At 44.6% G+C, this 25,953-nt stretch carries 23 protein-coding genes and 1 pseudogene; 11 read left to right on the plus strand and 13 right to left on the minus strand.

Features of this window, described 5'->3' with window-relative positions; all coding sequences use genetic code 11:
• Nucleotides 1–152: 152 nt before the first annotated feature.
• From ACED48_RS01125 to ACED48_RS01135, 3 genes are all read right to left on the minus strand, one after another.
• On the minus strand, nucleotides 153–1,673 hold the full coding sequence (locus ACED48_RS01125; RefSeq protein WP_017057805.1) for an SgrR family transcriptional regulator: 1,521 nt from the start codon (nucleotides 1,671–1,673) through the stop codon (nucleotides 153–155).
• A gap of 10 nt (nucleotides 1,674–1,683) precedes the next feature.
• Entirely contained in the window at nucleotides 1,684–2,694 is a 1,011-nt protein-coding gene (locus tag ACED48_RS01130) for a Gfo/Idh/MocA family protein (protein WP_017057806.1), read from the minus strand.
• A gap of 113 nt (nucleotides 2,695–2,807) precedes the next feature.
• Nucleotides 2,808–3,707, minus strand: coding sequence for a homocysteine S-methyltransferase family protein (locus ACED48_RS01135; protein WP_017057807.1), 900 nt, complete (start codon nucleotides 3,705–3,707; stop codon nucleotides 2,808–2,810).
• Between the two features lie 398 nt (nucleotides 3,708–4,105).
• Here ACED48_RS01135 and ACED48_RS01140 point away from each other — a divergent pair, with 398 nt between their 5' ends.
• From ACED48_RS01140 to ACED48_RS01150, 3 genes are all read left to right on the plus strand, one after another.
• Nucleotides 4,106–5,545 carry a 6-phospho-beta-glucosidase gene (locus ACED48_RS01140; RefSeq protein WP_017057808.1) on the plus strand — a complete coding sequence of 480 codons (1,440 nt, stop codon included), beginning with the start codon at nucleotides 4,106–4,108 and terminating at the stop codon, nucleotides 5,543–5,545.
• A 99-nt stretch (nucleotides 5,546–5,644) separates the two neighbouring features.
• Complete coding sequence (locus ACED48_RS01145) at nucleotides 5,645–6,643, plus strand: LacI family DNA-binding transcriptional regulator (protein WP_017057809.1); 999 nt, start codon at nucleotides 5,645–5,647, stop codon at nucleotides 6,641–6,643.
• A 203-nt stretch (nucleotides 6,644–6,846) separates the two neighbouring features.
• The gene (locus ACED48_RS01150; RefSeq protein WP_017057810.1) at nucleotides 6,847–7,410 is read left to right on the plus strand and encodes a sugar O-acetyltransferase; all 564 of its coding nucleotides are present in this window, start codon (nucleotides 6,847–6,849) and stop codon (nucleotides 7,408–7,410) included.
• Nucleotides 7,411–7,467: 57 nt separating this feature from the next.
• On the opposite strand, the gene ACED48_RS01155 is transcribed toward ACED48_RS01150, so the two are convergent.
• On the minus strand, nucleotides 7,468–8,655 hold the full coding sequence (locus tag ACED48_RS01155) for an MFS transporter (protein ID WP_017057811.1): 1,188 nt from the start codon (nucleotides 8,653–8,655) through the stop codon (nucleotides 7,468–7,470).
• 282 nt (nucleotides 8,656–8,937) lie between these two features.
• On the opposite strand from ACED48_RS01155, the gene ACED48_RS01160 reads away from it, so the two are divergent.
• Together ACED48_RS01160 and ACED48_RS01165 are read left to right on the plus strand one after the other, a co-directional pair.
• Nucleotides 8,938–9,819 carry a LysR family transcriptional regulator gene (locus ACED48_RS01160; protein ID WP_017057812.1) on the plus strand — a complete coding sequence of 294 codons (882 nt, stop codon included), beginning with the start codon at nucleotides 8,938–8,940 and terminating at the stop codon, nucleotides 9,817–9,819.
• Between the two features lie 266 nt (nucleotides 9,820–10,085).
• Complete coding sequence (locus tag ACED48_RS01165) at nucleotides 10,086–11,618, plus strand: phospholipase D family protein (RefSeq protein WP_017057813.1); 1,533 nt, start codon at nucleotides 10,086–10,088, stop codon at nucleotides 11,616–11,618.
• A gap of 90 nt (nucleotides 11,619–11,708) precedes the next feature.
• Here the strand turns inward: ACED48_RS01165 and nfsA are convergent, their stop codons facing one another.
• Complete coding sequence (gene nfsA / locus ACED48_RS01170; RefSeq protein WP_017057814.1) at nucleotides 11,709–12,431, minus strand: oxygen-insensitive NADPH nitroreductase; 723 nt, start codon at nucleotides 12,429–12,431, stop codon at nucleotides 11,709–11,711.
• Nucleotides 12,432–12,662: 231 nt separating this feature from the next.
• On the opposite strand from nfsA, the gene ACED48_RS01175 reads away from it, so the two are divergent.
• The 5 genes and pseudogenes from ACED48_RS01175 to ACED48_RS01195 all read left to right on the plus strand — a co-directional run bounded on the left by ACED48_RS01175 (nucleotide 12,663) and on the right by ACED48_RS01195 (nucleotide 16,208).
• On the plus strand, nucleotides 12,663–13,646 hold the full coding sequence (locus tag ACED48_RS01175; RefSeq protein ID WP_017057815.1) for an HAD family phosphatase: 984 nt from the start codon (nucleotides 12,663–12,665) through the stop codon (nucleotides 13,644–13,646).
• Nucleotides 13,647–13,853: 207 nt separating this feature from the next.
• Nucleotides 13,854–14,549 carry an aspartate/glutamate racemase family protein gene (locus ACED48_RS01180; RefSeq protein ID WP_017057816.1) on the plus strand — a complete coding sequence of 232 codons (696 nt, stop codon included), beginning with the start codon at nucleotides 13,854–13,856 and terminating at the stop codon, nucleotides 14,547–14,549.
• A 311-nt stretch (nucleotides 14,550–14,860) separates the two neighbouring features.
• A complete protein-coding gene (locus ACED48_RS01185; RefSeq protein WP_017057817.1) occupies nucleotides 14,861–15,247 on the plus strand; it encodes a hypothetical protein in 387 nt (128 codons plus the stop codon).
• 47 nt (nucleotides 15,248–15,294) lie between these two features.
• A pseudogene (locus ACED48_RS01190) lies at nucleotides 15,295–15,687 on the plus strand (radical SAM protein); the annotation flags it as partial.
• Nucleotides 15,688–15,971: 284 nt separating this feature from the next.
• Nucleotides 15,972–16,208, plus strand: a complete 237-nt coding sequence (locus tag ACED48_RS01195) for a YdcH family protein (protein WP_017057820.1) — start codon at nucleotides 15,972–15,974, stop codon at nucleotides 16,206–16,208.
• A 227-nt stretch (nucleotides 16,209–16,435) separates the two neighbouring features.
• Here ACED48_RS01195 and glpD read toward each other — a convergent pair whose 3' ends face one another.
• The 5 genes from glpD to ACED48_RS01220 form a co-directional block, all read right to left on the minus strand.
• Entirely contained in the window at nucleotides 16,436–17,995 is a 1,560-nt protein-coding gene (gene glpD, locus ACED48_RS01200; RefSeq protein WP_017057821.1) for a glycerol-3-phosphate dehydrogenase, read from the minus strand.
• A gap of 279 nt (nucleotides 17,996–18,274) precedes the next feature.
• Entirely contained in the window at nucleotides 18,275–19,066 is a 792-nt protein-coding gene (locus ACED48_RS01205; RefSeq protein ID WP_029627181.1) for a DeoR/GlpR family transcriptional regulator, read from the minus strand.
• Between the two features lie 253 nt (nucleotides 19,067–19,319).
• Nucleotides 19,320–20,846, minus strand: a complete 1,527-nt coding sequence (glpK, locus tag ACED48_RS01210) for a glycerol kinase GlpK (RefSeq protein WP_017057823.1) — start codon at nucleotides 20,844–20,846, stop codon at nucleotides 19,320–19,322.
• A gap of 60 nt (nucleotides 20,847–20,906) precedes the next feature.
• On the minus strand, nucleotides 20,907–21,761 hold the full coding sequence (locus ACED48_RS01215; RefSeq protein WP_017057824.1) for an MIP/aquaporin family protein: 855 nt from the start codon (nucleotides 21,759–21,761) through the stop codon (nucleotides 20,907–20,909).
• A gap of 448 nt (nucleotides 21,762–22,209) precedes the next feature.
• Nucleotides 22,210–22,641, minus strand: a complete 432-nt coding sequence (locus ACED48_RS01220) for a PACE efflux transporter (protein WP_017057825.1) — start codon at nucleotides 22,639–22,641, stop codon at nucleotides 22,210–22,212.
• Between the two features lie 130 nt (nucleotides 22,642–22,771).
• On the opposite strand from ACED48_RS01220, the gene ACED48_RS01225 reads away from it, so the two are divergent.
• Complete coding sequence (locus tag ACED48_RS01225) at nucleotides 22,772–23,662, plus strand: LysR family transcriptional regulator (RefSeq protein ID WP_017057826.1); 891 nt, start codon at nucleotides 22,772–22,774, stop codon at nucleotides 23,660–23,662.
• 77 nt (nucleotides 23,663–23,739) lie between these two features.
• Here the strand turns inward: ACED48_RS01225 and arsB are convergent, their stop codons facing one another.
• From arsB to ACED48_RS01240, 3 genes are all read right to left on the minus strand, one after another.
• Nucleotides 23,740–24,795 (minus strand): ACR3 family arsenite efflux transporter, encoded by a 1,056-nt coding sequence (gene arsB, locus ACED48_RS01230; protein ID WP_017057827.1) that lies wholly within the window; start codon nucleotides 24,793–24,795, stop codon nucleotides 23,740–23,742.
• Between the two features lie 105 nt (nucleotides 24,796–24,900).
• Entirely contained in the window at nucleotides 24,901–25,242 is a 342-nt protein-coding gene (locus ACED48_RS01235; protein WP_017057828.1) for a helix-turn-helix transcriptional regulator, read from the minus strand.
• A 124-nt stretch (nucleotides 25,243–25,366) separates the two neighbouring features.
• Complete coding sequence (locus ACED48_RS01240; protein WP_017057829.1) at nucleotides 25,367–25,900, minus strand: HPP family protein; 534 nt, start codon at nucleotides 25,898–25,900, stop codon at nucleotides 25,367–25,369.
• Nucleotides 25,901–25,953 lie beyond the last annotated feature (53 nt).

Raw genomic sequence — 25,953 nt, forward strand, 5'->3', positions numbered from 1 at the left:
GTTTACCTTCTTATTGGGGCTATTTAGTTTGTACTTATATTTTTTGAGTCTCACTTCGAGAGTACATTAGCACCTGCTCACTTTGCTATTGGCAGGGGAGCGTTAAAGATAAGTCGCTGTGCCTAATGACTTATTTTTGAACATGGCTAGATTTACAAATGGCTAATCCACAGCTTGTCGAGTTCGCACCAACCGAAACCATTCACTTGCGCGCCGTGTATCTTTTCAGAAATCTCTAAGTTGAACGCCTCTTGCTTGAGTTCAGTCACAACCCCAGATTCATGCAACCAATGCCGAAGCGCCAACAGTGCATTCATCGCTAACTCAAAGTCTGGCTGGTTTGTTATTGAGGTTAATCCATGTTCGATTGTCTCTAGCATCTCAGCAGGCAAAGTTAAGTCCTCAAACGGGAAGCGAGTGAAAAAACTTAACCACGAAGTGAAGGTGTCGTTCTCATCAATAATGCTACACAACGCGACGTCTTTGGTTGTCAGGTAGTTAGTTTGGTAGTGGCCATATTCCACGTTGGTTTTGTGGTCGCTAGACACTGACAATTGCTCGAAAAGGGTTTGGCATTCAGATGTGTCTTCAACGGTGAATTCACGCTCTGTTTTCGACAACGATGGGTTTTGAATCTTAAAGAAGGTTGAGCCGAATTCCGGTTTGGAATAATGGTCATCGCCACGCACGGTGGTCGTCTTTTCGGGCAGTTTCACGCACACCTGATTTTGAGCGCAGGCTTTGCTCTGTGCCCATTCTGGATAGACCCACAACTCGACTCGATTGAGAATCGGCGTGCAGTGAGAATAGGCGCTATTACGGCTCAATCTCAACATTTTGCTTGAGAAGATGTCTAATGAGAACGCGCCAGAACCAATCAGCCTATCAGTCGATGATGAGTGATCAAAAATGGATGCTTCAACTCTGGAAAGTAAGCGAGGTAAATGCCAATCAGGTTGATTCAATTTCACGACAACCACACTACCTGCCGAGACAGAGACCTCATCAATATGTTGATAGCAGCGACGCCATATTTTGCTTTGGCAGAGCGAGTTAAGGTTACGTGCTATGTCTTGAGGTTCGAGTGTTCGACCGTTATGAAAGTGAACACCATTACGAATTTGAAAGTGCCATTGCGTCGCATCTTGATTAGGCTGCCAATGATAAGCCAAATCGCCGCTGAGTTTGCCGTGCTTAACTGAGGTTAGGCGTTGGCAAACTTGCATCACTAAGAAGCGTTCGGTGCGTCTAAGTACTCGTTGAGGGTGAAGCGCTTCGAGTTCTCGGTGAAAGGGGATGTACGCGATATTTTGCGCCGGCGGATTGGTATTGCTTAGAAAGGCTTGCAACTCAGTGCCAGCATTGCGGCCGTTGAAGCTTAAGGTGCTAAACACCTGTTCTATGTTGCCTGCGTCAGCTTGGGTTTGTGCGTATCGGTAACACGCCTCAATGGGCTCAACCAGACACGTCAGCTGTGCCTTCTTGCTGCGGCCTGAGCTAGCTTGCCACTCAATCCAACCTTGCGCTGTCATTGCTTTGAGTAAGGTCTGAACGTGACGTTCACTCACGTGCAGCAGTGTGGCCAGTTGGTTGACCTGACAGTGCGATACTCCAGGCCCAAAAGCCTGAAATATCTTTTCATACAGTTCAAGCTTGCGCTTAAGGTTGCCCAATTTGCTTTTCCTAACGACGAGGTTGAGTTAAATGTGGATAGCCAGAGTCAATCAGTGCGTTTTCCATCGCATCGAGAACTCGAGAGGTTATCTCTGAGCTTAGGATATTCGATTCAGTTTTGCCTTGAAGGACTAACTCTGAAAAATGGTCGATTTCAAACTCGAACCCATTGCCCTTCACTCGGCAGTTGATGGTCGACTTCTGGCCTTGATGCTCAATCTCAATAAAGGCCGGATTCCACCATTTTTCGTGAATGGTGATCTTAGTATCGGGCCCATTCAAGTGCGCTGATCGGGGAAGGTTTTGCACTGTTGATGCCGATATCTTACCGCTTATATCGCCAGAGAAGGTAAAGCACGCATTAGTATCAACATTTGCCCCCTCATACAGACACGACATCTCTACCTGAGGCTTTGAAGGGTTCACACCCAGCGTTCGACACAGGTCGTAGAAGAACCAAAGCCCATAGACGCCGACATCGAGCGTTGCTCCGCCTGACAAATCCGGATTGAAGATAAACAAATCGGGCTCATAGTCGTGATGGTTACCAAAGCTAGCTTCGATAGAATCTATCTGAATGTTGTTGTCGACCAAGAATGATTGGAGCTCACGATACGCGGGAAACACCACGGTTTTCATCGCTTCTAACAGCATCACGCCATTTTGTTTCGCAAGGGCTTTCATCTCAAGCCAATCACCAAGATTGGTGAAAGCTGGCTTCTCGACCAATACGTGCTTGTTATTCTTCAGAAACAGTTCAGCAAGTGGCTGGTGGTATGGGTGAACCGTAGCGATGTAAACCGCTTCAACGCTTGGGTCATTCGCCATCTCTTCGTAAGAGCCATAAGCCTTGTCGCAACCAAACTTATTGGCAAACGTAGCTGCGCGTGAGTGATCTCTTGCGGCAACGGCATACAATTCACCATGCAGACAGTGCTCGGTTACTGCTGTTGCGAATCGATTCGCGATATTACCTAGCCCTGCGATGCCCCATTTAATTTTGCGTTGCGTGTCGCTCATCAGTTGCTCCAAATCGTTGTTTTGTCTCAGTGTACTCAGAGACGCCACATAAAAATAGAGAACAGATTTCTCAACCTGTTCTCTATTTATTTTATTCTAGTTGAAGCTCAGGATTAGCTCTGTAGGGAGCGTTTCCAATCGGCTAGGGCTTGAATGTGTTTTGGCCCGATGCCACAACAGCCACCGATAATATTCGCGCCAAGAGCATGCCAGCGTTTGGCGTAAGCTAAGTAACCTTGGCCATCCAGTTCACGCATTTCTTGAAACATGTCATTCGCTTCATGTTCGCTGCTGATAGGTGCAAAGTTATTGGCGTAGACACCAATTTCTAAATCACTGCCTAGCTCATCGATCACTTTCTTGGCATCGATAATCGCTTGATCCATCACTTCAGGCACTGAGCAGTTAAACATTATGCCTTTCGCGTTTGATTGGCAGGCAAGTTTGATGGCGTCTGTTACGCTCTCGCCAGAACGAATATTGGCAGAATCGCCCTTGGTATCTTCCAAACTGAATGCGTAGTAACACGGCTTATCTGACTGCTTAAGTACCGCATGAATGGAATCGAATTCTTGCAGGCTACAGATGGTTTCCGCTATCCAAAGATCGATGTTTGGGTCTTGAGCATCGTAAAGCGTTTGAATGATTGGCGCTGCTTCTTCGACCTTAAACAAGTCTGGTCGGTAGCTGCCAAATGGCGGTGGAATTGCACCCGCAACGTTTACTGTGTGAGAAGCATTGTCAGCAACTGCTTTAGCCAGCTCACCAGACAGTGTGGTTAGTTCAAAGCCTCGTTGCTCGAACAGCTCTTCACCCAAGTGAAAAGGTACACAGGCGTAGCTATTGGTGATCAGGATTTCAGCACCTGCATCGACAAAGTTTTGATGCGCTTGGCTGACAAATTCGGGGGCTTCAATCAGCGCTTGAGCACTCCAAAGCGGTTGAGAAAATGGCGCGCCAATTTCTTTGAGTTCTCGGCCCATGCCGCCATCAAGTATGGTTAGTGTTTTCATATTCAATACTATCTAAACAATTGCTGAAGTTCTGCCGCCACCATATCAGACAACCTTGTCAGACAGAAGTTATCAAATTATGTGTTACTGAGAACGAAATGGGTTATCAATATTTCAATCCAAACTAACGTGATGCCGCATTAGATCAAAGGCGTGCCTCTGACGTTGTTGATTAACTAAAAATGGGGCAAGTTTAGAGACTAGATTGAAATAAAGTCGATACGCCAATTTTTAATGGGTCAGTATTTCGATCAAAAAAAGATTTTCAAAGTATTGCTGAAATCGGTTTCATCATATATCTTTGTTTTTAGTTGAAACCGGTTTCAGTATTGCGATTTTTAGTTTTTAACCCGAAACCAATTACTTTTTAGCGAATATTTTTCTTAGCGAGTAACAGTATGAACAACGAATTTCCGAACGATTTTTTATGGGGCGGTGCAGTAGCAGCGCATCAGTTAGAAGGCGGCTGGGATGCGAATGGTAAAGGTGTCAGTGTTGTTGATGTATTAACAGCGGGCGCTCATGGTGTACAACGTCGAATCACCGATGGTGTGATTGATGGCGAAAACTATCCAAACCAAGTCGCAGTGGATTTCTACCATCGCTATAAAGAAGACATTAAGTTATTCGCTGAGATGGGCTTTAAGTGTTTCCGTACCAGTATTGCTTGGACGCGTATTTTCCCAAATGGCGATGAAGCTGAGCCATGTGAAGCGGGTTTAGCATTTTACGATGATCTGTTTGATGAGCTGTTGAAATACGACATTCAGCCTGTGGTAACACTGAGCCACTTTGAAATGCCTTACCACCTAGCCAAAGAATACGGCGGCTGGATGAACCGCAAAGTGATCGATTTCTTTGTTAAGTACTCGACTACAGTGATGGAGCGCTACCAGCACAAGGTGAAGTATTGGATGACGTTTAACGAGATCAACAACCAGATGAACACTTCGGCGGACATTTTCGGTTGGTTGTGCTCTGGCGTGAAGTTTCCACAATGTGAAAAGCCGCAAGAAGCGATGTATCAAGCGGTTCACCATCAGTTTGTGGCAAGTGCTTTGGTGGTTAAGAAAGGTCACGAGATTAACCCAGACCTTCAGATCGGCGCAATGTGTGCGATGGTGCCTTTCTACCCTCGTTCATCTAAACCGGAAGATATTATGGTGGCACAGCAAGCGATGCGTGATCGCTACTTCTTCTCGGACGTGATGGTGCGCGGTCATTACCCAAATTACGCTAAGCGTGACTGGGCAATCAAAGGCTTCAACATTGAGATGCAGCCCGAAGATGAGCAAATCTTGAAAGAAGGTAAAGCGGATTACCTTGGCTTTAGCTACTACATGTCTAATACCTTGGATTCTTCTTCTCACCAATCTACAGAAGAAGCGATGGACGGCGGTCATGAAAACTCGGTCGATAACCCGTTTATCCAGTCTAGCGATTGGGGCTGGCCAATTGACCCAACGGGTTTACGTTTCTGTTTAGCGTCTCTGTATGAACGTTATGAAGTACCATTGTTCATCGTTGAGAACGGTTTTGGCGCTGTTGATACTATTGAAGAAGATGGCGGCATTAATGACGACTATCGCATTGCTTACCTTGGCGACCACATCAAAGAGATGAAAAAAGCCGTTGCGATTGATGGTGTTGATTTGATGGGTTATACCCCTTGGGGCTGTATCGATTTAGTGTCGTTTACCACGGGCGAGATGAAAAAACGCTACGGATTCATTTACGTAGATAAGCACAACGACCAATCTGGCTCACTAGAACGCAAACGCAAGAAGTCTTTTGAGTGGTATAAAGGCGTGATTGCATCTAACGGTGCCACTATTTAGAATGCATTTCCCAGCGCAGTTTTGTGAACTGTGAGCTGTCATTTTGCAATGAATTAGTCGGCCTATGTCGGCTAATTTTTTATAAAGGAAGAGAAGCCAATGGTAACCATGCTTGATGTCGCGAACCGCGCGGGCGTATCTAAATCGACTGTTTCTCGTGTCTTAAATGGCAAGAACATCGTGCGCCCGGATGTGGTGAAAAAGGTATTTGATGCGATTCAAGAAACAGGTTATCGACCGAACTTGTTGGCTCAGCAATTGGCGACCAAGAAGACCAATTTCATCGGCTTTGTAATCACCAATGAGTTGTTCAATGGCCCTTACTTTTCTTCCTTGATGTATCACGCGGCTTCTTATAGCGAAAAGTCGAATCACCAACTGGTGATCACCGATGGCAAACACAGCGCTGAAGACGAAATAAAGGCCATCAACTTCCTGCTGGATATGAAGTGCGCGGGCATCATCATCTATCCGCAATGCTTAACCGAAAGCGAGATTGCAAAGATCATCGAAAGCACTGACACACCGATTCTGGTACTCAACCGAGAAATGCCGTCGAAGCCTAACCATGCCATTACCACCGACCATTATCAGAGCGCTTGTTTGATGGTTGAGCACATCATCGATCAAGGCCATACAGACATTGCTGTGATTCGAGGTAAAGCCGGTTCTTCGACCGATGAGCTGCGTTACCAAGCCTATCAAGATGTGTTAACTAAACATGGTATTACATTGGATGAGTCCAAGGTTGTTCAGGGTGATTGGACGATGGAGAGCGGTTATCACGCGGCTCAGGCTCTGGCAAAAAGCAAAACCACATTTACTGCTATCTTGTCGGAAAACGATGACATGGCGATTGGTGCGATTAAGGCGTTAACGGATCTGGAATATTCATTGCCTCAAGATGTTTCTATCGTCGGTTTTGATAACAGCAAAGTGGGGGCGTTTTTAACGCCAAGCTTAACGTCTGTGAGTGTGCCATTAGAGCAATTGACGCAAAAGGCGATCCTGCAAATTGTCGGTGAAACAGAGCAAGCGACCACCATCAATACCACTGGCAGTTTGGTGTTACGTGATTCGATAGCGAAGATAAATTAACACTGTTCGAATTTCATATTTCACCTACAAAAAGTGACGAGCTGCGCATCTCTTAAACCAAGCTTAAACACTCCTTATTCACTGTTATTTAGATGTGCGATATTGCGTTTTTTGGTCGATGAATTGACCACCATTAGTTAAGTAATATGAAACTAGCTAAGTAATATAAAAATAGCTAAGTGATGTGAGAACAGGTAAGTAACGTGAAAACAGAAAAACAAAAAATGCTAGCAGGCGAACCTTATCAGGCTTGGGATAAAGAGCTTTATGCTGCTCGTATCGAATGTCGTAAAGTACTGCAAAAGCTCAATAACAGCATTCCTGACACACCTGAGTGGAAAGCGGCAACGCAAGAGCTGATTCCGGGCTGTGAAAACGCGCATCTAGAACCTCCATTTCGTTGTGATTACGGCTCGAACATCAAGCTGGGCAAGAACTTCTACGCTAACTTTAACTGCGTGATTTTGGATGTGGCTGAAGTGACTATTGGCGATAATGTACTGCTTGGTCCGAACGTTCAAATCCTGACCGCAGGCCACCCACTCGATGTGAAAGGCCGAGTTGAAGAGGGTGTTGAGTTTGGCACACCGATTAACGTCGGCGACAATGTTTGGCTTGGCGGTGGTGTGATCATTTGCCCCGGAGTCACCATTGGCGAAAACAGCGTGATTGGCGCAGGCAGTGTGGTGACCAAAGACATCCCAGCCAATGTGGTTGCAGTCGGTAATCCATGTAAAGTGCTGAAAGCGATCGATAACGGACAATAATCAGATTTAAATGACAAAGCCCGAACCTAGGTTCGGGCTTTGCTTTTTCTATCCTTACTAGATGCTAGATGGAACAGCTTGTTGTTCTTGCTTCTTATCTAACGCACCACTGAATCGAGTCAGAACAAGAGCGATCAAAACGATCACAGCACCTATCCAAGGGGTGTTCATTAATCCAGATTTCGCGACAATCAAACCACCGCCCCATGAGCCTAATGCAATACCGACGTTGAAGGCTGCAATATTCAACCCAGAAGCGACATCGACTGCGTCTGGTGTGTATTTCTCAGCCAGTTTCACAACATACACTTGTAGTCCTGGAACGTTACCGAATGCAAATGCACCCCAAACCAAAATGGTAGCAACGGCTGCATAAGGGTTTACTGCGGTAAAGTTGAATACCACCAGTACTGCGGCTAAACCAGAGAAGATAACGGTTAGCGCTTTAATCGGCCCCATCTTGTCAGCCATTTTTCCGCCCCAGATGTTACCTACCGCTACTGACACACCGTAGACCAACATGATTAAGCTGATTGAGCTCGAATCAAACCCTGATACGTTTTCCAGTATTGGAGCAAGGAACGTAAACGCTGTGAATGTGCCGCCATAACCCAGTGCTGTGATAGCGTAAACCAACAGTAAGCGTGGTTGAGTTAGAACCTTTAGTTGTGCCGAAATCTTCGCCGCTGGTGGTTGCTTAAGGTTGCTTGGAACCAAGATAGCGCTACCGATAAGAGCAATAAGGCCAAGCAGAGCAACGATCAAGAAGGTCGCTTGCCAGCCGAAGGTTTGGCCGATGTAAGTACCCAGTGGTACGCCAGTCACCAATGCAACTGTTAAACCCGTAAACATGATTGCAATGGCACTGGCTGCTTTATCTTTTGAAACCAAACCTGTCGCGATGGTCGATCCAATCGAGAAGAACACACCATGGGCAAGGCCAGTCAAAATTCGTGCGGCGATCAGCGTGTTATAGCCTGGAGCTTGCCACGCCAATAAGTTACCAATGACAAACAATGCCATCACAGTCAGTAACACCGCTTTACGATTCCATTTACCGGTTAATGCCGTTAATACTGGTGCGCCAATAGCAACGCCAAGCGCGTATAAACTGACTAATAGGCCTGCCGATGGCAGAGATACATTCAAGTCGCTCGCCATGGTAGGAATCAAGCCTACGATGACAAATTCTGTGGTTCCGATGGCAAAGGCGCTGAGCGTCAATGCAAGTAATGCTAGTGGCATAGTCATCTCTCTTACTGTTCTTTGTTAAATACCGAGCGCGATAAAATGGGGCAGCTTGTGACTGCAATAGGAGCGCTTCGTTTGATGGCGAGGATTATCTAGTAAAATATATTTGTGAAAAAATGCCATTATTAACAAATAACCTTTGTGAAATTTGCAATAATTAAAGAGTTAGCCGATCATTGGGTAAAGCTGATGAGATCGAAAAGACACAGATGATTTGAGCTGTGATGAGCACAAGCGAGATGACATTAAACAAAATGAAGATAGCGAAGGAGCCTCATGTTAACCCGTTCAGATGATTTAGAAATGGTACTCACCGTCGTCGATGCGGGTGGTTTTTCTGCGGCGGCAGAGGCGCTGGATGTGCAGGTCGCCAAGGTATCTCGCTCGGTGAGTAAGGTTGAGTCGCAACTCGGCGTCTCGATATTCTACCGAACAACGAGACGCGTGGAACTGACGGAGGAAGGGCGGCAGTTTGTCGATTCAGTCAGGGTGGGATTACAAATGATCCAGAGCGCGGAAGAAGAAATCGTGTCGCGCGGTGAGTTGCCAAAAGGTCGTTTAAGAGTCGATGCCGCCAGTCCATTCGTATTCCATCAGCTAGTGCCGTTGGTGCAGTCATTCAAAGAGGCTTACCCAGACATTGAGTTGGAACTCACTTCCAACGAAGGCTTCGTTGATCTTCTAGAAAAGAGAACTGATGTTGCGATTCGAATCGGTAAGTTGTCCGATTCAACACTGCACGCTCGCCCGTTAGGAAAAAGTTTACTCCATATTGTGGCGTCACCTGATTATCTCGCTAAGCGTGGGCTGCCCACCAAACCTGAAGATTTGAGTTCGCATCAAATTGTGGGTTTTGCAGGGAACAAAGTGCTTAACCATTGGCCTTTACCAAACCAAAGTGATGTCGCGCCTACCGTGACAGCCAGTAATGGTGAAACCGTGCGTCAACTAGCACTAGCTGGAAACGGGATTGCTTGTTTATCGGGGTTTATGGTGCAGGAAGATATGGCAGCAGGGCGTCTAATCCCTATTCTAGAACAAGACAAACTTGCCAACACAGATCGAGAGCGAGTGAATGCGGTTTACTACAAGTCGTCTTCTGTCTCTAAACGTATCTCGGCGTTTATTGATTTTATACAGCCCCGTTTGAAGCTCTAACTATGGCAGACTACTTGGACTGTAACTAAGCGATCTTAGTCATCTCGTTAAGTGTAAATAACGTAACATCCAGTTTTCATTAATTCTAATTTTTTACCAATACTACTTTGCCTTGGCTGATGATGTTGTTCTTCTTATCTTGGATAATTACCTATAAATTTCCGGCTTTAGCAGTAATAATCAATTAATAGATCGGGATAGCTTGTTCATTGAAAAGCTGTACGGAAAGTTTCTAAAGACGTCATCGTGAAAAGGAAGTCAGATACATGCCTGTGCTCCAACGCATCAGTTTAACGTTAATCTTAATCGCCGTTTTAGGTGGGTGTTCTTCACTTCCTGAAGGCATCGATCACCCGACAGAACCGCCAACCTCTCCTGCACCTAGCTTTTTATCGGTTCTAACCAATGAATTTCAGCCTGAAGCTTTAGAGCAAGGCACTACCGCGGTTCGTCTGCAAGAGTCGGGTTGGGATGCTTTGGCACAGCGATTAGCACTGGTTGAAAGTGCAGAGCACACCATAGATATTCAATACTACATCTGGAACTCTGACGAATCGGGCCGTTATCTAGCCAGTCGTCTGTTAGAAGCAGCGGATCGGGGGGTAAAGGTGCGCGTGATGCTTGATGATATTAACCTCAATGAGCGCGAAGGCCTGTTGTCGGCTCTGAATGCACACCCGAATGTAGAGATCCGAATCTTTAACCCAACCCCAACACGCCGTGGCTTCAGCAAATGGTTGAGCTTTGTTGGTGACTTTTCTCGCTTAAATCGCCGCATGCATAATAAATCGTTTACCGTCGATGGCACCTTGTCTGTGGTGGGCGGGCGCAATATCGGGGATGAATACTTCGACCTTTCCGATGAAATCAACTTCCGAGATCGCGATGTGCTAGTGATGGGCTCAGTCGTTACCACTATCCAAACTAGCTTTATAGAGTACTGGAATAGCCGTTGGTCTTATCCCATCGATATGTTGGGTGATGAGGTGTTGCCAGATATCTCTATTTTGATTGGCACTGAACCTCCTTCTTATAAACATTTTCCTGAGTTACCAATAGACGGTAAATCAGCGGCTAAATTATTGAAAAGTACATTGAGTCAAATGACCTGGGTCAATGCTCGTTTTGTATACGATCCCCCCGTGCCTATCGACTCGGATAATACCGACTTACCGAAAGTTACGGCAGTTTTACTGGCAGATTTAGCGCGCAAGTCTAAATACGAAATCTTATTGGAATCCGCTTACCTGGTGTTTGACGACGGCCAACTTGATGAGTGGCATTCATTAAGTAACAACAACGTTGAAATAAAGGCGCTCACCAATTCAATGGCCTCGAATGATCTGGTGACCAACCACTCTGCTTACGCAGGAAGGCGTAGCGATATGTTAGAGCATGGCATTGAATTATTTGAGCTGAAGCCTGAATCTAAGTTATGTGAGGCATCTACCAAAGACGCTTCTAAATGTGCACCATCAACAGCTTATGGTTTGCATGCGAAGTCGGTCGTATTTGATAAACGCATTGCCAGTATTGGATCATTTAACTTCAATTTACGTTCTACGTATCTCAACACGGAATCAGTGCTAATCATCGAAAACAAAACCATTGCCGAAAAACTAGCAGAAACCATTGAGCAAGCAATGAGCGAAGAAAACAGCTGGCGGTTAAAACTTAATGAGGGTGATGTGAATTGGTATTCCGGCGAGCAAAGTTGGGACAGCGAACCTGAGACAGGTCAATGGGAACGAATACAGTCAGGCTTCTTACAATTGTTACCGATTGAGAAATATCTGTAACAAAACAATTACCGTATAAACAAAAAATGTCAGCGTATATTGCGCTGACATTTTTGTTTGTGCTGCTTTTTGCTGCAATAGCTTAACGACTCAACGCTTGGTCAACTGCTTGCTGTTCAAGTAAGGCAGGATATGCGGTCGAGATTCACCAGACAGCTTTTGTGTGATTTGTTGTGACCAACTGCTTTGTTTCTGATTGCTTGAACGGTTCGCGTAGTAGCTTTGCATTGAATCATCGTAACATGCAATCTCATTGAGACTCAGCGGCTGGTATTGGTTCTCATGCATCACTACGCGTGCAGGAAGGCGAGGCTTAATTTCCGGTTGTTGAGCTGGATGGCCTAAACACATCCCAAATAGCACTGCAGTGTGCTGTGGAAGTTCCAACAGTTCATCAACTTTTTGTGCGTTGTTACGCAAGCCACCAATGTACACACCACCTAAACCAAGTGACTCGGCAGCCAGCATACAGTTTTGTGCCATGATGCCAGAATCGACAGCGCCAATCAGAGTCAGTTCAGTGAAATCTGTTTTAACCTCTGGGTTGATTTGAACGTGGCGTTGATAGTCGATACAGAACACCAAAAACTCAGCCGCGTTCTCTACATAAGCTTGATTACCTGCGTATTCCGCTAGCAGCTTACGCTTCTCTTTATCTGTCACTCTGACGATAGAAACTGCTTGCAATAAGCTAGACGATGAGGCGGCTAGGCCTGATTGAATAATAAGATCGAGTTGACCCTGCTCTATCGGTTGTTCGGTATATTGGCGAATCGAGCGGTGCCCTAAGATGGTACCAATCGTGCTGTTCATGCTATCAGACAGTCCTTGTTTTTTTATGATTATTACGAATTACCATAACGAGATTTACGGTTGGGGTAAACCTCAAAACGATCATGTTTGAGCGAAAGATTGAATGTTGGCTCTCGTTGTCCTGATGAGAAATAAGTATCGGTTATAGTGTTTATAAGTGGAAAATCAGAGCAGACCAACTAGGATGAATTACATTAAACCCTATAATTAATTCAACCACATGGTAGTGCTATGAAAAAAATAACCCTTTTGTCAGTTGCAATTTTATCTAGCCTTTCTTTCTCATCTTTTGCTAAAGATTGTGATCCTAATTTGCTGCCTTCTTGGAAGGATGGTGAGAGTAAATCAGCCATCGTGGATTTCGTTGGTCAAGCCACCAAAGCAGAGTCTGATACTTTTGTATCGGTTCAAGATCGTATTGCAGTGTTCGATAACGACGGTACGCTATGGTCAGAAAAACCTTATTACTTCCAACTGGCCTTTGCGCTAGATCGTGTAAAAGAGATGGCGCCTGAACACCCCGAATGGAAAACAGAAGCACCGTTTAAGTTTGTACTTGAAGAGGATATTGAGAGCGTTCTAGGTAGTGGTCAAGAAGGGTTGTTGAAAATTATTATGGCGACACACTCTGGTATGACCGTTGAGCAATACCAACAAGATGTTAAGCAATGGTTGGCGGTAGCAAAAGACGAGCGTTTTAACAAAGCCTACACAGACCTGACTTATCAGCCAATGAAAGAGATGCTGACTTATCTGCAAGATCATGACTTTAAGACTTACATCGTGTCGGGAGGTGGCGTTGATTTTATGAGAGCGTGGGCTCCGCAAGCGTATAACATTCCGCCAGAGCAGATCATCGGCAGCGCGCTTAAATACAACTACAGCTACAACGATGGTAATCCGACCGTGACCAAGGACTCGTCCATTTTGACGATTGATGATAAAGCCGGGAAAGTCACTAATATTCAGCATATTATCGGTAAGAAGCCGATTTTGGCGGTGGGTAACTCAGACGGTGATCAAGCGATGATGCAATGGGCAACCAGTCAACCAAATTCAATGGCAATGATTGTTCACCATACTGACGCCGAGCGCGAGTGGAAGTACGATCGCGAATCTCATGTCGGTAAGCTTGATAAAGCACTCGATGAAGTGAATTCTAGAGATGATTGGACACTGATCGACATGAAATCCGATTGGTGTGAGGTGTATTAACACCTAGCTAACTCTTCACTAAAACAAAAAAAGGCTCGGATTTTTAATTCGAGCCTTTTTGGGAACGGACGTTTTTTAACTCAGAATTACGGGGAACGGTTTTGCAAACAATAGAGGCCTAATGTCTCGCTTTAAGCAAGAACGTACTATAAATTTTTAGCGCATGGCGGTTTAATCGGGGTAGTCGGAAAATAAAGGAATAGAAACATGAAAACGATCGGTTTACTTGGCGGTATGAGTTGGGAGTCGACAATGAGCTATTATAAATCCATTAACGAAGGTGTAAAAGCCACACTCGGCGGACTCAATTCTGCAAAGGTTTGTATGTATAGCTTGAACTTCGATGAGATAGAAAAACTGCAACACCAAGGTCGTTGGGCTGATACTGCAGACATCTTGTCGGACGCGGCTTTATCGGTTGAAAAAGGCGGGGCGGATTTCATCCTGATTTGTACCAATACTATGCATAAGGTCGTTCCTGAGATCGAAGAGAAGATCACGATTCCTATCTTGCACATCGCTGATACCACCGCGCAGAAGTTGATTGAGCAAGGTGTACAAAAAGTAGGACTGCTTGGTACGGCTTTCACGATGGAGCAGGATTTCTACAAAGGGCGCTTAACCGATAAATTCGGTATCGATGTTGTGATTCCTGATGAAAGTGATCGAAAACAAGTGCACAACATCATTTACCAAGAGCTGTGCCGAGGCGAAGTCAAAGAAGAATCTCGTACTATCTATAGTCAAATTATTAAGAAGTTAAGCCAGCAAGGAGCTCAAGCGGTCATTCTTGGTTGTACCGAAATCGCCCTGTTGATTCAGCAGCAACACACCGATGTTCCGTTGTTTGATACCACTGCCATCCATGCTGAAGCGGCAGTTCGTTTGGCGACGAGAGATTAGCTTATAATCACTTCCAGATCGTTAAGCGTGTCTTTCGATCATGCAACAACCATAAGCTGATTGGTGGTGCCAATTACTGGCCGCTGGATGATGAACAGTTAAAAGTTTATAGCTTTCATAAGGTTATTAATTTTTCTCTGAGAGCGAATTACGAGCAGCTTTTCTCCTAATGAAGCCCAAAACTAAGTTTAATAAGCACTCTGTGTCACACTTTTTATAAATTTTAAGATGTGATGGTACACATTTATTTGTCTCATGAATAGAATCTCGGCCTAGTGTTATTTTGGCTATGTAATCGAATGAGAATAAAAATGAAATTGAAATCTATTTTCTTGGCTTGTCTGTCTACAACTGCTCTGTCTGGCTGTTTGACAGTTCCAATTGAAGAGTTACAACCAACGGCAGATCAAGAAACAATTGATACCGCTATTGAGCATCTAAGCGATATAAAAGGAATGACGATTACAGAAAATGGCGTGATTTATTATGTTGCGTCACTGCCGGGTAGCTCTCGATGGTTAAAAGTGCATATTTTGGAATCGAGCTATCGTTACTCTTGCCAAGACCTTCGCTGGTTTGTCGAGCGAGGTATGATCGTGAGAATGAAATTCCTAGGTAGTAGTGGCACGACGCAAGATTATGATCTTGAGCGTTGTGAAACGGAAGTCCCTACAAGATTATATGAACCTAAACAGTAGTTTCTCGATTTTCCCACATGAGATTTAAGCTTTTTTATTAGCTGAGCACGGATTACCTTCTTAAGATTTTGGATAAGCTGCGTCATACCTTTCCTGAAAGCAGAAAAGTATCGCTTTATAGTGGCCTGAACGATTTCCGTCGTAAAAGCTTGAGCGAACTTAAAGAGCTAAAGAGTGCTGGTATAACCATGGCTTATGCAGGTATTGAGTCGGGCGATGCCGTTGTACTCGAGAACATTAAAAAGCGCATGACACCTGAGCAAATAGCGCCAATGGCGTTAGCTATTTAGCCTAGCACTGTGATGGAACATGAAGTGAAAGACGGTAAGTTCATTATGCCGACGCAACTTCAGATTCTGGAAGAAGAAAAATACTTGCTTGAGAATCTCAACATCGACACTTTCTATTGGGGTGACCATGGTAACAATATCGTGACTCAGACGTTTGCTTGGTAACGTTTATTGAAAATCGATACCTATAAACAAAGAGAGAAAAGAGTAGTGCTTATGAGGTGAAATACCCGTCTTGAGCCTACTTTTGTTATTGAGACAATTCAAAATCAACAAGGTTATTTTCTAGGTACATGTTGTAAATTTGTGAATCTGAATTGTCGATATTCTATGCTGTGTACTGGATCCCATTTGTTATTCCTGCCAATTGCTAAGGTGATTAGTGAATATGTAGTAGACATACCCAATCACTTTACTCAACTGAAGAGGTTTCTATGCTAGGTGAAAATCACTCTCTTGTTCACGAATTTCCTGAAATGAAAGACAAAATTGCTGAGCTCGCTAAAACAGACGATGGCTTTGCAACAGACATGAAGACATACGACAACCTTGATAAAGAGATTCGTAAACTAGAGCTGAAAGATTCACCCATTGATGACAGTTCGATGCAGCTACTAAAACATGAGCGCTCTGTGCTTAAAGACTCATTGCATATTCGTTTATCTGCTTAGTTAGTCGATGTGCTCTAGTTTTAAATAATTAAACTCCTTCGGGAGTTTAATTATTTTGGTTCAATGTAGAGCAATGGCATGTTCATAAAGCGCTCTAATGCTGCCAACTGCCAATGTGAGTGACTTGCACACGATTATTAATATTTTTTTATCAGATAATAAAAAAGCTTAGCGTGGGTAGCGCTAAGCTTTGTGACTTTCATGAGCGATTAATTCTATAAGAATAATTATCCTACTTGAGAAAAATTCACCACTTTGCTTTGAAGTTTCTCTTTCAAGTAATCAGAAACGGCTTGCTGCTCTGCTTCGTTTAAGTACAGGCCAAGCTTGGTTCTGCGCCATAAGATGTCTTCGTCTGTCATCGCCATCTCTTCGTTGATCAAGTAATCGATCTCAGCTTGATAAACGCCATGTGCTTCGTTTGAAAAGTTAATTCCAAGGTCAGCTTCGCTCGTTGCACCTTCCAATAGGTTCCACGTGTAGGTACCAAATTGAGTCACGTAACGCAGCAGAAGTGCTTCTGATACCCAAGGGTATTTAGTGTGGATCATCTTCGCCAGTTGTTCTCTGCTGCAGCTGAAGTTACCACCTGGCAGAGTATCGTTAGCCGTCCACGGAGCCCCCATGTTTTTCAGGTATGGTTCAAGCTTTTTAAGTGCCGCTTCACCGAGCTTACGGTAGGTCGTTAACTTACCGCCAAAAATTGAAAGCAGTGGTGCTTGGTCTAGCTCTGCATCTAACTCTAGTGTGTAGTCGCGAGTGATCGCTTGTGGAGAATCAGATTCGTCATCACACAGTGGTCGAACGCCGCTGTATGTCCAAACTACATCCTCACGAGTTAGTTGATGAACAAAGTGCTGGTTAACGATGTCGACCAAGTAATCTACTTCGTCATCAGAGATAGCAACTTCACGTGGGTCGCCTTTGTATTCAAGATCGGTGGTGCCAATGATCGAAAACTTATCTAGGTAAGGGATCATAAACACAATGCGATTGTCTTTGTTTTGCAGAATGTACGCTTGGGGTTCGTCGTGAATACGCGGTACAACAATGTGCGAGCCTTTAATAAGACGAATATTACGGGGTGAAGCCTGCTCTAAGCCATCATCGAAGAATTGCTTAACCCAAGGTCCTGCCGCATTGACGAGTGCCTTTGCTTTGCGTTCGAAACGTTGATCCGTCATTACATCGTGGATCGTCACGTGCCAGATCCCACCTTCACGGTGTGCTTTCTCAACACGGCAGTAGTTACGTGCTTCAGCGTTATTCTCTTTGGCTGCAAGAACGTTAAGCAATACCATACGCGCATCATCAACCCAACAATCTGAGTATTCGAATCCTGTCTTCATTTCTGGTTTCAGTAGGCCAGATTTCGCTAAGTTGACTGTCTTACTTCCAGGAAGCGTGGTGCGCTTACCTAAGTTATCGTAAAGGAACAGGCCACAACGAATCATCCAAGCTGGGCGTAAAAATGGTCGATGGGGTAAACGGAAACGCATGGGTTGAGCAACATGAGGCGCTTTTCTTAGTAATACTTCACGTTCAGCAAGAGCTTCCGATACCAAACGAAATTCGTAATGTTCAAGGTAGCGTAGGCCACCGTGGATAAGCTTTGAGCTAGCAGAAGATGTCGCAGACGCGAAATCATTTGCTTCGTATAAGCCAACGTTAAGACCACGACCTGCTGCATCTGCCGCGATGCCTGCACCATTGATGCCGCCGCCGATCACGATCAAGTCTAAAGTGGAAGGTGTACTATTTTTTGAATTATTTTGTTGAGCACTCATGATTTTGACCTCTTTCTGAGCGAACGAGCATTTTAGAACATAATTGAATCCTATATGAACTTTCGTTTTTGGTCATTATTTATTTTCGTTTATGCGCGTTTTATGTGATTTGAGCATAAAAAAACCTCTGCTTATGAAAGCAGAGGTTCAAATAAGTCTAATTCGAGCATAGAATTGGTATAGATAAACAGCAAGGTATACTCGCTCAATGCTAATCAATAATCGCGTTTTTTACAAAGAGCGCGTTTACGTGATTCCCTTGTTCACGTGTTTCTTACGTTACGATTCTTCAGCCGTTACTTGAGCCGTATTGATAACTTCGAGCGGTATGGAGAAGTCCTTAAGTATGTTTGTAATCTCTTCTGGTGGTTGTTTATTGGTAAACACCATGTGTGCTTGAGATATATTTCCGAGCTTAACCATCGCATTACGACCAAATTTACTGTGGTCGACGGCTAGCAAGATGCTACGGCTGTTGTCGATGATCGCTTGTTTCACACGAACTTCATGGTAATCAAAATCGAGCAGTGAACCATCGAAGTCGATGCCACTGATCCCTAAGATGCCGAAGTCGAGACGGAATTGCTTCACGAAATCGAGAGTGGCTTCACCCACGATACCGCCATCGCGATTCCGTACTTCGCCGCCTGCCAATATAACCTTGATCTCTGGATTAGACAGAAGAATGCTCGCAACATTGATGTTGTTGGTGACAACTCTAAGTTGCTTATGATTCTTGTTGAGAGCTCGGGCTACCGATTCTGGTGTGGTGCCGATATCAACAAACAAGGTAGCACCATCTGGGATATGCTTAACCAGTTGATCCGCTATCACATCTTTTTCGTTGAAGTTGAGTGCTTTACGAGTGCTGTAAGAGGTGTTTTCTGAGCTTAAAGGAATAGTTGCACCACCATGATAGCGACGAATCTTATTGTTATCGGCGAGTTCGTTTAGGTCGCGTCTTATAGTTTGAGGACTGACATCGAACTTCTCTACTAGCTCTTCGGTACTCACATATCCTTGTGTTTTAACCAGGTCGACTATTTGCTGGTGTCTTGGTATTTGCTTCACTTTACTTACCACTCCCTGCGCGCTGCTGTGTTTTAGCGCACCTAATTCTAAACATAACCTCGCGCTATTGTGCTCGAATTGATACGTAGAGAGAAGTAATGATGGTAAGGAATCATGTCTAAACCGCAAAAACGAAGCTCAAAATACAAAAACAAACGCTGAAACGCAAAAAAGAGCACAATAAAGTGCTCTTTTTAGTTTCGTTTACTGCGACTCGAACAACTGTACCTGTCCGATATAGCCTATTTGTATCTTAGTCTTCGCCTTCATCTTCAGTGTGAAGCTCAGACCAAACTTGAGCACACTTGATTGCGCGTTTCCAGCCTTTGTAGCGGCGGTTACGCTTCTCTTCATCGTGGTGAGGCATAAATGTACGGTTTAGAACGGCTTTGTATTGAAGCTCGTCAATATTGTCCCAGAAACCAACCGCCAGGCCAGCAAGGTAAGCCGCACCAAGCGCTGTTACTTCTGTTACTTCAGGGCGATGAACTTCAGTATCCAGCACGTCTGATTGGAATTGCATTAGGAAGTTATTCGCTACTGCTCCACCATCAACTCGTAGGTTTGCTAGCTTGATGCCAGAGTCTGCTTGCATCGCGTCTAGTACGTCGCGAGTTTGGTAGGCAATCCCTTCTAGTGTTGCACGGATGATATGATTAGAGTTAACGCCACGAGTGAGGCCAACGATCGTACCACGAGCATAAGCGTCCCAGTATGGCGCGCCTAAACCAGTAAACGCAGGCACCACATAAACGCCGTTTGAAGTATCTACTTTCGTCGCGAAGTATTCAGAGTCTTCAGCGCCATCCAGTAGCTTCATCTCATCACGTAGCCATTGGATTGATGCCCCTCCCATGAATACCGCACCTTCAAGCGCGTATGCAGGTTCGCCTTTAGGGCCACATGCTAGCGTTGTTAGTAGACCGTTTTTAGACGTTACTTTCTCTTGGCCTGTGTTCATTAAAAGGAAACAACCTGTACCGTAAGTGTTCTTAGCTTGACCTGCTTCTACACACATTTGACCGTAAAGTGCAGCTTGTTGGTCACCCGCAATACCCGCGATTGGGATACGAGTACCACCTTTACCACCAAGGTTTGTTTGACCGTATACCTCAGAAGAACGTTTCACTTCTGGCATCATTGACGTTGGAATACCCATTTCGTCAAGTAGCTTCTGATCCCAACATAGGTCATTGATGTTGAACAACATAGTACGTGACGCGTTGGTGTAATCCGTAACGTGTACACGTCCTTGGGTCATTTTCCAAACCAACCAAGTATCAACCGTACCGAACAATAGCTTGCCTGCTTCAGCGTCTTCACGAGCGCCTTCAACGTTGTCTAGAATCCATTTTACTTTGGTACCTGAGAAATACGGGTCAAGGACTAAGCCTGTATTATCACGTACGTAGTCTTCTAGGCCACGTGCTTTAAGGTCTTCACAGATATCTGCAGTACGGCGACATTGCCATACAATTGCGTTATAAACTGGTTTGCCAGTTTCTTTGTTCCAAACAATAGTGGTTTCACGTTGGTTAGTGATACCAATGCCTGCCAATTCATCGCTGCGAATACCCGCTTTAGCTAGGGCTTCAACCAATGTAGAGCTTTGAGAGGCCCAGATTTCCATTGGATCATGCTCAACCCAACCGGCTTTAGGGTAGATCTGAGTGAATTCTCGTTGAGAAGAACTTACGATGTTTGCATCGTGATCGAGGATTACAGCGCGAGAACTTGTGGTGCCTTGGTCTAGGGCAACAATGTATTTTTGCTCGGTCATGGTAAGAATCCTTTTTTGTCTTGTTATTTATATTTTAGTAAATGTACGGTCGCTTAGGGATTAAGCTTGAGCTTGTTCAGCTTCTTCTTCTGTTTCACATTGGTTTGGAATCGTGCAACCTTGGCCTTCTATTGGTAAGTAAGCACCGATAGCTTTTGGGTACAACCAACCACCAAAGCACGCGCCAGCAATTGGAGCGATAATTGGTACGATGAAGTAAGGGATATCACGAGCACCAGTCAGGGCGAAGTCCCACCCAGCAAAGTAAGCAAAGAGTTTTGGTCCAAAGTCACGAGCAGGGTTCATTGCAAAGCCTGTCAGTGGGCCTAAAGAACCACCAATTACCGCGATAAGAATACCGATTAGCAGTGGGTTCATTGCACCGCGAGATGCGCCATTGTTCTCATCACCTAGTGCCAAAATTGCAAACATCAACACAGCTGTAATCACGAATTCCACAGCAAAAGCGCCAAAGAAAGAAAGTGAAGCATGTGGGTAAGTTGAGAAGATACCAGCGGTTGATAGTGCGTCTTGGCTGCTACGAACGAAGTTATGTGCAATCTCGTAGTCAGTGAATAGGTTGCTGTACAGGCTGTAAACTAATGCCGCAGAGCAAAATGCGCCAAGTAGCTGAGAAATGATGTAAGGCACAACTTTCGCTTTATCAAAGCCATGGAACATTGCCAGTGCGATGGTGACTGCAGGGTTAATGTGTGCGCCAGAAACACCGGCAGTACAGTAGATTGCGATAGCAACACCTAAGCCCCAGATGATGCTGATTTCCCATTGTCCGAATGTCGCACCAGTTAATACCAGAGCGGCCACACAGCCAACGCCAAAGAATATGAGTAATCCTGTACCGATAAATTCAGCCAAGCATTGCCCAAATAAAGAAGGGTGTTTGTTTGTTGTCATGTTCGAGTCCTTTTTAGTTTTGCTTATCTAGCACGTGTATTGTGCATATATTTGCGAACTCGAAAATAAACGAACATCAAAAGTGAGCGTTTGAGCATAAAATTGTTAATTAAAGTCACTTGAAATGTTAATCCGAACACTTTTGCTCGAAAAAGATGCTCGCATGAATGTCATTGCTCTAATTGATAGGTTGCGAAGCCGCTCAAACTACCTATATGTAAATGAATGCGCAACTGGTACGAGGAGTTTATGTTTGGATTTGTGATGCTACTTCGTGAGTGGCGGATTATTAGACTTAATTAGGAAGGGCTGTGTGATGTTTTTGCTATGTAACAGGGGCGTTAACAAATGAGCTTATATGCATAAATGAATAAACTGCCAACTATGTTGTAGTTTGGCAGTTTTAATTTGGGTGTATGTTCTTGTTATACGATACGAACTTACCGCTCTAAACCAGAGCTGCCACTTTTCCTTTCGCTACCAATTGATCTCGAACCGAGTCATATACCCAGTTGAACGCAATCGCGTAAAGTACGAAGAAAATAACTAGGCCGATGTCCATGATCAGTACGGTTAGGAAGTCGAGTTGTAGAACCCACATCAGGACAGGAAGAGTCACTGTCATCAAGCCAAGCTCAAACCCTAACCCGTGTAAAACGCGAGTCCTCTTAGTCCGTGTACTGCGGTCGGCTCCGAATACTTTATCGTAGCCGTAGTTGTAAACGTAATTCCAAGCCATTGCGATGAATGACATCGCAAGTGCTAACCCCGCCATTTTTCCTGCACCATCTCCGGTGATATACGTTGCAAGCCCTGCCATCAAAACCAAAGCAACCAATTCAAATAGCACCATGTGCAACATGCGTTCTTTATGTGACATTTTTCTAACTCTCTTTACGATTAAATAGCCGCCGATGGGCTAATGACTTGGCTAGATAGTATCTACTTAAGTGATAATATAAAGATAGTTAGAATCACATATTGTGATAGTAAGTTTTGGGAGAAACCGAATGTACAACATTGAACAGCTGAAAATGTTTGTGTATGCCGTTGAATTAGGGTCATTTTCTGCCAGTGCTCGTCATTTGGGGAAGGTGCAGTCGGCGGTAAGCCAAGGCATCAGTAATCTTGAAATAGATTTTAATGTTGAGCTTTTTGATCGCTCGACTCGAAAGCCTTCACTAACCAAAGCGGGCGAGCAGTTATTTAAACAGGTGAAAGCGATCGTACTTCAGGTTGAAGATCTTAATGTAACGGTTAACGCGATGGGTAGCGGTGAAGAGGGGCTCATCAAAATTGCATTAGATGATTCACTATTGGTCCCGAACCTATCTAAGATCCTTAGTGGATTCAGTAAGCAATTCCCTGCGACTGAAGTTGAACTGGTTGCGTGTACCACAACAGAGGTCAATCCATTAATTATCGAAGAGAGAGCCGACATTGGACTGATGTTTACCAATTTGGCTTTTGATGTAGGCTCTGAGCCTTGCTTTATCGGCCACTTACCGTTTATTGCTGTGTGTCATCCAAGTCATTCGCTCGCAAAACCAAGTATCGCGAAACTCTCTGATTTACTCCCGCATCGTCAATTAATGTTGAGGGGAGACAAAGGCAAGGTGATGGATCAGTTTCCGCTGATTGCCGGTAAGGCGTGGTGGTCAAACAGCTTTATTGTTATCAAAGAGATGGTGCTTGGCAGCGATATTGGCTGGGCATACTTACCCAAGCACCTTGTCGAAGAGGAGCTGAATAAGCAATGTTTAGTGGAGATTAATGTCTCATTCGATCACAAGACATGGTCACCGCCCGTTGATCTTGTTTTGTCTAAAACACGCTCAAAAGGTCCTGCATTACTTTGGCTTGAACAAGCATTGAAAGGCTTATTAGACGAAACTGAATAAAGAAAAGGCTCACCGTTTAACGTGTGAGCCTTTCTGTTTGATGTGATGCAGCTTTTTGTTAGCTGTAACTCTAGATGCTAGATGCTAGGTTTAACTGTTTGACCATTGTAGTACTTGTCTTTCATCTTAAGCGCTACGTTCACTAGGTAAATCAGCACTGGTACTTCAATCAGTGGACCGATAACACCAGCAAACGCTTGGTCTGAGTTGATACCGAACACTGAGATAGCAACGGCAATCGCTAGCTCGAAGTTGTTACCTGTCGCTGTGAATGCAATTGATGCGTTCTTGTCGTATTCAATACCCATCTTCTTACCAATGAAGAAGCTGATGAAGAACATCGCTGTGAAGTAAATAGTCAGTGGAACCGCAATCAACAATACGTCCATTGGCAGTTCTACAATCATCTCGCCTTTTAGGCTGAACATCAGAACGATAGTGGTCAGTAGTGCAATCAGTGTGATTGGAGAGATACGTGGAATAAACACGTCGTTGTACCACTGCTCGCCTTTCATCGACACAAGGATCTTACGGCTTAGGAAGCCCGCTAAGAATGGGATACCTAGGTAGATAAGTACACTGTGTGCAATGTCGATCATCGAGATATCAACCAACATGCCTTCGTAACCAAATACTGGCGGAAGAACGCTGATGAACAACCACGCCATAAAGCTGTAGCTCACTACTTGGAATGCACTGTTTAGAGCAACCAATGCCGCGCCATACTCTTTGTTACCGCCGCCGATGTCGTTCCAAACCAGCACCATCGCCACACAACGAGCAAGACCAATCAGAATCACGCCGACCATATAACCTGGGTGATCGCCTAAGAATGTTAGCGCCAACACGAACATCAGAATCGGGCCAACAAGCCAGTTCATGATCAGAGATAGTTTGATGGCTTTCTTATCTTTGACCACAGTACCTAATAGGTTGTAGTTAACCTTAGCCAGAGGTGGGTACATCATTAAGATAAGGCCAATCGCAAGCGGAATGTTGGTGGTACCAACCGACATCGATTCATTCCACTGTTCGATCTGTGGGAACAGGATGCCAAGCAATACACCAAGGCCCATGGCAATAAAGATCCACAGTGTTAAGTAGCGATCTAGAAAACCTAACTTTGGTTTCATGATATTTTCTCTTTGGTTGATATCGCTAATCGTCGAAAGACGATACTGGAAAGCAAAAAAATACGCTTAGTTTATTCCGTATTCGGCAAACTAAGCGCGATAAATCTATTTCAAAATGGTGCCGATTAGCGTCTCAAATTGCTGAATATTATCTCGGTTAATGCGATAACACATCTTCGGTGGTATCGATTCAGCAGTGATGAAACCTGAGGTTTTCAAGATTCTTAGGTGCTCTGATACTGTCGATTGCGCCAAACCTAATTCGCTAACCAAGTCACTGTTCAAACAGCCCCCCGATTTTTCTAAAGCTGACAAGATACTAAGTATGCGAATTCTCGCTGGATGAGCGAGTGCTTTGGCTAACGCAGCCATCTCTTTTTCTGCTTCAGCATTACTCGGCGGAAGAGGTAGAGAACAGCTATCTGTTGCTTGGCATGTTGCAGTCATACTTAGTGGACTCATTGCTACTAATCGTTAAAAGACGATTGATAGTAAGACTATTTTTGCTAGGGGTCAATGCGAATTTATTTATTAGCCTGCATGGACGTTCATTACTTGGCTCTGCCATCTATTAGCCGTTTTCGATTTTTGATTTCCCTACCCAATACAATGGCCATTTTTGTTGTGGCGACGTGTTATTGAGCATGGCTCCAATACAAACCAGTGCAATGCTGCCGACTAAGACGGGGGTGAATAAGAAAGTCCAGTCTACGGATGCTGTGCCTGCCAGTGTAATTACGATTGGATTGGCTCCCGCTGGTGGATGAACGGCGCGAAAGTACAGCATCAACATAATTGCGGATCCTACCGCCAACGCCATCACTAAATAAGAATCACCAAACCCATACAGTGCGATCAACCCAACCACGGCAGAGATAAAATGACCAGCGATGATGTTTCTGGGTTGAGCTAGCGGCGATGTTGGAACTGCGAATAATAGAACACACGTTGCTCCAAACGGAGCCATTAACCAAGGTACTTCAGATTGCTCTGCGAGCATGCACAATACGAATATCCCTGCGGTCCCTCCGATAAAGCCTTTTAACAGCTGACTGATCGTCGCGCGTGGAGGAAGTTCACCTCCGCCGGTTAGCTTTTTAATCATCACGATTTCCTTCATTTAAGATTAAGAATATAAAGTGTACAGATCTGTACATG

Source organism: Vibrio sp. 5S239 (genome assembly GCF_041439575.1).
GTDB classification, from domain to species: Bacteria; Pseudomonadota; Gammaproteobacteria; order Enterobacterales; family Vibrionaceae; genus Vibrio; species Vibrio kanaloae.